Genomic DNA, 7306 nt, shown 5'->3' with positions numbered 1-7306 from the left:
CCGCGGCCGGCTGCGGGCCGCCCTGACCCGACTGCTCGGCTGACCCGACCGCCGGTGGCGTCAGCGGGGCCGGCCTGGCTCAGCGGGGGAGCCGTGCCACGAAATCCGTCACGGCGGCCCGTACGTCGTCCGCCGTCCACTCCAGGCCGGGCGCGCCCACCGCGACCTCGGTGAACGACAGACCGGGCCCGCCCCGCACCCAGACCTGCGGGAAGAGGGACACCCCCGTCTCCTCCGCCTGCACCGTCCCCGCATCCATCAGGGCATCCGCCTCGTACGGCAGCCACACCTGGAACTCGTGCGTGTGCGGCTCCTCGGGGTGCACCCGTACCCAGGGGAGCCCAGCCCCGGCGAACCCCTCGCGCAGCGCCGCGGCGACCACGCGCGCGTGGGCCACGTACTCCGGGAGCCGGGGCAGTTCCTTCTCCAGGCCGATCAGCGCGGACAGGACGGTGGGGAACTGCTGGAGTATCTGCCCGCCGTACCGGTGGCGCCAGGCCTTCGCCTCGTCGACGAGTGTCCTCGGGCCCGCGAGTGCGGCGCCGCCGAACCCGCCCAGCGACTTGTAGAAGGACACGTAGACGCTGTCCGTGAGGTCCGCGATCTCGGCCAGGGAGCGGCCGAAATGGGTGGTGCACTCCCACAGGCGGGCCCCGTCGACGTGCACCACGGCGTCGCGTTCGCGTGCCGCGTCCGTGACGGCGACCAGTTCCTCCCAGGAGGGCAGGACGAAACCGGCCTCCCGCAGGGGCAGTTCGAGGAACAGCGTCCCGAAGGGCTCGTCCAGGTCGCGCACCTCGTCGGCCGACGGCATCCGCGGCTCGCGCGTGGGATGGACGGTGCGCAGGCCGCTGAGGGTGCTGAGGGAGTGCCTTTCGTGCAGCTCCGGGTGAGAGAGGGGATGCATCGCCACCGTCGAATTCCCCGTACGGCCCGCCCAGCAGCGCAGCGCGACCTGCTGGGCCATGGTGCCCGACGGGAAGAAGGCGGCGGCCTCCTTGCCGAGCAGGCCGGCGACCCGCTCCTCCAGGGTCTCCACGATTCCGTCGCCGTACATGTCCACCGGCAGGTCCAGGTCGTACACGTCCGGCGCGGCGTCCGTCAGCCCGGTCAGCAGCTCACCGACCGTGGAGCGGAAACCGGGCCGCCGCAGCACCTGCCGCGCCCCTCGCCAGGCGGCCCTGCGCCGCGCACGCTGCTGCTCACGCCGCTGCTCGGTCGCGTCCGTCGGCCGACCCGCCGGGTCGTCGTCCTCGGCCTGCTCCGCCGTATCGCTCATGCTGCGGATCATGCAGGACGCCACGGCGGGCGGTCACGCGAATTTCCGGCCGCCGATCCTCCCTCACGGCCTGTCGGTTCCGCGGAGTCGTCTTCCCCACAGCCTGTGGACAGAAAGACGGCCCTCGGACCAATCGCGTTAACATGACGAGAAAGCGTCCGGTACCCCGAGCGGACTGGAACGGAAGGCCGCCGTCGAGTGAGTACATTCCCCCAGCCAGACCCCAAGGACCGCCCCGCGCGACTCACCGTCGGCGTCGTGGGCGCCGGGCGCGTGGGCCCCGCCCTGGCCGCGTCGCTCCAGCTCGCCGGGCACCGCCCGGTGGCCGTGTCCGGCGTCTCCGACGCCTCCAGGCGGCGCGCCGCGCGGCTGCTGCCCGACGTGCCGCTGATGACACCCGAGCAGGTCCTGGACCGGGCCGAGCTGGTGCTGCTGACCGTCCCCGACGACGCCCTGCCGGGCCTGGTGGAAGGACTCGTCGACACCGGTTCCGTCCGGCCGGGCCAGCTCCTCGTGCACACCTCGGGACGGTACGGATCGAGGGTCCTCGACCCAGCTCGGCGCGCCGGGGCGCTGCCTCTCGCCCTGCACCCCGCGATGACGTTCAGCGGCACCCCCGTGGACGTACAGCGGCTCGCCGGCTGCTCCTTCGGGATCACCGCCCCCGACGAGCTGCGGCTGGCCGCCGAGGCGCTGGTCATCGAGATGGGCGGCGAGCCCGAGTGGATCGCCGAGGAAGCCAGGCCGCTCTACCACGCTGCCCTCGCGCTCGGCGCCAACCACCTGGTGACCCTGGTCGCCGAGTCCATGGACCTGCTGCGCGCGGCGGGGGTCGACGCCCCGGACCGGATGCTGGGCCCGCTGCTGGGCGCCGCGCTGGACAACGCCCTTCGGTCGGGCGACGCGGCCCTCACCGGACCGGTGGCGCGCGGCGACGCGGGCACGGTCGCCGTGCACGTCGCCGAGTTGCGCAAACACGCGCCGGAGACCGTCGCCGGCTATCTGGCGATGGCCCGCGCGACCGCCGACCGGGCCCTCGCCCACGGCCTGCTCAAGCCGGAGCTCGCCGAGGACCTCCTCGACGTACTCGCCGGTGACCCCAACGGACCCGGTGGCCCCGGCGGCCCGGGCGGTCCCGAAGCCCCCGACACCGCGGACGGGCCCGAGGGAGACATCCGATGACGACGAGACGGTCCCCGACGAGCCGGTCCCCGAGGAGACGTCCGACGGCGTGCGCGGCTGCCGAGAGCGGAGCTGCCCGATGACCACCGTCCTGCTGAGCACCGCCGACGAGCTCCACGCGCGCGTACGCACCGGCCGCCGCGTCGTCGTCATGACGATGGGCGCCCTGCACGAGGGCCACGCCACCCTGATCCGTACCGCCCGGGAGATCGCGGGCGACGGAGAGGTCGCGGGTGGCGGAGAGGTCGTCGTCACGGTCTTCGTGAACCCCCTCCAGTTCGGCGCGGGCGAGGACCTCGACCGCTATCCGCGCACCCTGGACGCCGACATCAAGATCGCCGAGCAGGCGGGCGCGGACGCCGTGTTCGCCCCGTCCGCGGACGAGGTCTACCCGGGCGGCGAACCCCAGGTCCGCATCAGCGCGGGACCGATGGGGGAGCGCCTGGAGGGCTCGACGCGGCCAGGACACTTCGACGGCATGCTCACCGTCGTCGCCAAGCTGCTGCACATCACGAGGCCCGACGTGGCGCTGTACGGGCAGAAGGACGCCCAGCAGCTCGCCCTGATCCGCCGCATGGTGCGCGACCTGAACTTCGGCGTGGAGATCGTCGGCGTGCCGACCGTGCGCGAGGCGGACGGTCTGGCCCTGTCCAGCCGCAACCGCTATCTGTCGGCCACCGAGCGCCGCACCGCGCTCGCCCTCTCGCAGGCCCTGTTCGCGGGCAGCGACCGGCTCGCCGCCCAGGAGGCCCTGCGCGCGCGTGCCCGCGAACTGCCCGCCACGCACGCGCGCGGCGACGCCCTCAGCGCCATCGGCGAGTCCCGCGCCGCCGCCGACACGCACGCAGTCGCCAAGGCGGCCCCCGGGGGCCCCGCCGCGGTCCGCGCCGCCGCCCGCCTGGTCCTCGACGACGCGGCCCGGCTCAGCCCGCCGCTCGCCCTGGACTACCTGGCACTGGTCGATCCGGCCGACTTCACCGAGATCCCGGACGGCCACACCGGCGAGGCCGTCCTCGCCGTCGCCGCCCGGGTCGGGACCACCCGGCTGATCGACAACATTCCTCTGACCTTCGGAGCCGCCTCGTGACCAGCACAGGCACCAGCACAGGCACTACGACAGGCACTACGACAGGTATTCGTCTGCACGCGCCCGCTCCCGGCTGGTCCGTCACCGCCGACGTCGTGGTCGTCGGCTCCGGAGTCGCCGGACTCACCACCGCCCTGCGCTGCGACGCCGCGGGCCTGCGGACGGTCGTCGTCACCAAGGCCCGCCTGGACGACGGCTCCACCCGCTGGGCCCAGGGCGGCATAGCCGCGGCCCTGGGCGAGGGCGACACCCCCGAGCAACACCTCGACGACACCCTGGTGGCGGGCGCGGGCCTGTGCGACGAGAACGCCGTACGCATTCTCGTCACCGAGGGCCCCGGCGCCGTACGCCGCCTCATCGAGACCGGCGCCCACTTCGACGAGTCCGAGGAGGGCGGCCTGGAACTGGCCCGTGAGGGCGGCCACCACCGCCGCCGTATCGCCCACGCGGGCGGCGACGCGACCGGCGCCGAGATCTCCCGGGCCCTCGTCGAGGCGGTACGCGCGCGTGGACTGCGTACGGTCGAGAACGCGCTCGTCCTGGACCTCCTCACGGACGCCGACGGACGCACGGCCGGCGTGACCCTGCACGTCATGGGTGAGGGCCAGCATGACGGCGTGGGAGCGGTCCACGCGCCCGCCGTGGTCCTCGCGACCGGCGGCATGGGCCAGGTCTTCTCGGCGACCACCAACCCGTCGGTGTCCACCGGCGACGGCGTCGCCCTCGCCCTGCGGGCCGGGGCCGAGGTCAGCGACCTCGAATTCGTGCAGTTCCACCCGACCGTGCTGTTCCTCGGCCCGGACGCCGAGGGCCAGCAGCCCCTGGTGTCCGAGGCGGTACGCGGCGAGGGCGCCCACCTCGTCGACGCGCAGGGCGAGCGCTTCATGGTGGGGCAGCACGAGCTCGCGGAACTGGCGCCCCGGGACATCGTCGCCAAGGGCATCACGCGGCGCATGCAGGAGCAGGACGCCGAGCACATGTACCTGGACGCCCGGCACTTCGGGGCGCACATGTGGGAGCACCGCTTCCCGACGATCCTGGCCGCCTGCCGCGCCCACGGCATCGACCCGGTCACCGAGCCCGTCCCGGTCGCCCCGGCCGCCCACTACGCCTCCGGCGGCGTCCGCACCGACTCCCGGGGCCGTACGACCGTGCCGGGCCTGTACGCGTGCGGCGAGGTCGCCTGCACCGGCGTCCACGGCGCCAACCGGCTCGCCTCCAACTCCCTCCTGGAGGGCCTCGTCTATGCCGAGCGCATCGCGGCGGACATCGCGGACCGCCACGAGGAGAACCGCCACGAGGAGAACCGGCCCGAGGAGAACCGTCTCCACGCGCGCGTGCCCTCGCCGGCTCCGGTCGACCGGCCGGAGAAGCCCGCCCACCCGCTGCTCGCCGCCGAGGCACGGTTCGCGATCCAGCGGATCATGACGGACGGCGCCGGTGTCCTGCGCTCGGCCGGCTCACTGGAGACCGCCGCCGACGGCCTCCAGCGGCTGCACTCCGACGCCCGCGACGCCCTCGACGAGAACGGCAAGACGGCCGAACCGGGCGTCGACACCTGGGAGGCGACCAACCTCCTGTGCGTGGCCCGCGTCCTGGTGGCCGCCGCCCGCCTCCGCGAGGAGACCCGCGGCTGCCACTGGCGCGAGGACCGGGGCGAACGGGACGACGCCACCTGGCGCCGCCACATCGTCGTACGGCTCAATCCGGACCGCACGCTCGCCGTGCACACCACCGACACCCCAGACTTCCCCCCGACACTTCCCCGCCCTCTCGACTCGGTCCGATCGGTCCGAGCCGGGGAAACCCCCACGACCGGCCCCCAGGAGCAGTGACAGAAGTGAGCACCCCGGACCTTCCCCTTCTCGACGGCGGTGGCTGCGGCGACGGCTGCGCCTGCGGAGCCGAAGGGGAGTACGGCAGCCAACTCCCCGAAGGCGCATACACCGAGTGCGGGCTCGATCCCGCCCTCGCACAGCTCCTCACCGACGCCGGTCTCGACCCCGTGGAGGTCGAGGACATCGCCCACCTCGCCATCGAGGAGGACCTCGACCACGGCGTGGACGTGACCACCGTCGCGACCATCCCCGAGGACGCCGTCTCCACGGCCGACTTCACCGCCCGCGAGGCCGGCGTCGTGGCGGGCCTGCGGATCGCCGAGGCGGTCGTCTCCGTGGTCTGCACCGACGAGTTCGAGGTCGAGCGGCACGTCGAGGACGGCGACCGCGTGGAGGCTGGCCAGCGCCTCCTGAGCGTCACGACCCGCACCAGGGACCTGCTGACGGCCGAGCGCAGCGCGCTGAACCTGCTGTGCCGCCTCTCCGGCATCGCGACGGCCACGCGCGCGTGGGCGGACGTCCTGGAGGGCACCGGCGCGCGCGTGCGGGACACCCGCAAGACGACGCCGGGACTGCGCTCCCTGGAGAAGTTCGCGGTCCGCAGCGGCGGCGGTGTCAACCACCGCATGTCGCTCTCGGACGCGGCGCTCGTCAAGGACAACCACGTGGTCGCCGCGGGCGGCGTCGCCCAGGCGTTCAAGGCCGTACGGGAGACCTTCCCGGACGTGCCGATCGAGGTCGAGGTCGACACCCTGAGCCAGCTGCGCGAGGTCGTGGACGCGGGCGCCGACCTGATCCTGCTGGACAACTTCACGCCCGGCGAGTGCGCGGAGGCGGTGGCCCTGGTGGCCGGCCGCGCACTCCTGGAGGCCTCGGGCCGCCTCACCCTGGACACAGCCCCGGCGTACGCGCAGACGGGCGTCGACTTCCTCTCGGTGGGGGCCCTCACGCACTCCGCGCCGATCCTGGACATCGGCCTGGACCTGCGCGAGGCCGACGAGGACTCCGCGCTCTCCGAGGCGTCCACGAGCGAGGCTGAGTAGGCATGCTGCTCACGATCGACGTCGGCAACACGCACACCGTCCTCGGGCTCTTCGACGGCGAGGACATCGTCGAGCACTGGCGCATCTCCACGGACGCGCGCCGCACCGCGGACGAGCTGGCCGTGCTCCTCCAGGGCCTGATGGGCATGCACCCGCTCCTCGGCGACGAGCTGGGCGACGGCATCGACGGCATCGCGATCTGCTCGACCGTCCCCTCGGTCCTCCACGAGCTGCGTGAGGTGACCCGCCGCTACTACGGCGACGTACCCGCCGTCCTCGTCGAGCCGGGCATCAAGACGGGCGTCCCGATCCTGATGGACAACCCCAAGGAGGTCGGCGCCGACCGCATCATCAACGCGGTCGCGGCGGTCGAGCTCTACGGCGGTCCTGCCATCGTCGTCGACTTCGGCACGGCGACGACCTTCGACGCGGTCTCCGCGCGCGGGGAGTACGCCGGCGGCGTCATCGCGCCCGGCATCGAGATCTCCGTCGAGGCGCTCGGCGTCCGGGGCGCCCAGCTCCGCAAGATCGAGATCGCCCGGCCCCGCACCGTCATCGGCAAGAACACCGTCGAGGCCATGCAGTCCGGCATCATCTACGGCTTCGCGGGACAGGTCGACGGCGTCGTCAACCGCATGGCCCGCGAACTCGCCGAGGACCCGGACGACGTCACGGTCATCGCGACGGGCGGTCTGGCCCCGATGGTGCTCGGTGAGGCCTCGGTGATCGACGAGCACGAGCCCTGGCTCACGCTCATCGGCCTCCGCCTGGTCTACGAGAGAAACGTCTCCAGAACCTGACCAGAGGCACGCAGCGCCCCGGCCAGGGGCGCGAGGAACTGCGCCCACCAGGGGCGCGGGGAACTGCGCGCTCAGCC

6 protein-coding genes are annotated in these 7306 nt (G+C 73.5%); 5 read left to right on the top strand and 1 reads right to left on the bottom strand.

The window, feature by feature from the left end:
* Window positions 1-79: 79 nt before the first annotated feature.
* Window positions 80-1279 carry a threonine aldolase family protein gene (locus tag AOK01_RS37545; RefSeq protein ID WP_079104070.1) on the bottom strand — a complete coding sequence of 400 codons (1200 nt, stop codon included), beginning with the start codon at window positions 1277-1279 and terminating at the stop codon, window positions 80-82.
* Window positions 1280-1477: 198 nt separating this feature from the next.
* Here AOK01_RS37545 and AOK01_RS37540 point away from each other — a divergent pair, with 198 nt between their 5' ends.
* The 5 genes from AOK01_RS37540 to AOK01_RS37520 all read left to right on the top strand — a co-directional run bounded on the left by AOK01_RS37540 (window position 1478) and on the right by AOK01_RS37520 (window position 7229).
* Complete coding sequence (locus AOK01_RS37540) at window positions 1478-2461, top strand: Rossmann-like and DUF2520 domain-containing protein (RefSeq protein WP_055519711.1); 984 nt, start codon at window positions 1478-1480, stop codon at window positions 2459-2461.
* Between the two features lie 79 nt (window positions 2462-2540).
* Window positions 2541-3548 (top strand): pantoate--beta-alanine ligase, encoded by a 1008-nt coding sequence (gene panC / locus AOK01_RS37535; protein ID WP_055519716.1) that lies wholly within the window; start codon window positions 2541-2543, stop codon window positions 3546-3548.
* Entirely contained in the window at window positions 3545-5383 is a 1839-nt protein-coding gene (locus tag AOK01_RS37530) for an L-aspartate oxidase (RefSeq protein WP_055519709.1), read from the top strand. Before panC ends, AOK01_RS37530 begins: the two co-directional genes overlap by 4 nt.
* A gap of 5 nt (window positions 5384-5388) precedes the next feature.
* On the top strand, window positions 5389-6429 hold the full coding sequence (nadC, locus tag AOK01_RS37525; RefSeq protein ID WP_055519707.1) for a carboxylating nicotinate-nucleotide diphosphorylase: 1041 nt from the start codon (window positions 5389-5391) through the stop codon (window positions 6427-6429).
* A gap of 2 nt (window positions 6430-6431) precedes the next feature.
* Window positions 6432-7229, top strand: coding sequence for a type III pantothenate kinase (locus AOK01_RS37520; RefSeq protein WP_055519705.1), 798 nt, complete (start codon window positions 6432-6434; stop codon window positions 7227-7229).
* Window positions 7230-7306 lie beyond the last annotated feature (77 nt).

Origin of the sequence: Streptomyces aurantiacus, from assembly GCF_001418335.1 — a bacterium.
Lineage (GTDB): Bacteria > Actinomycetota > Actinomycetes > Streptomycetales > Streptomycetaceae > Streptomyces > Streptomyces aurantiacus.
This window is presented reverse-complemented; position numbering and strand designations above follow the sequence as displayed.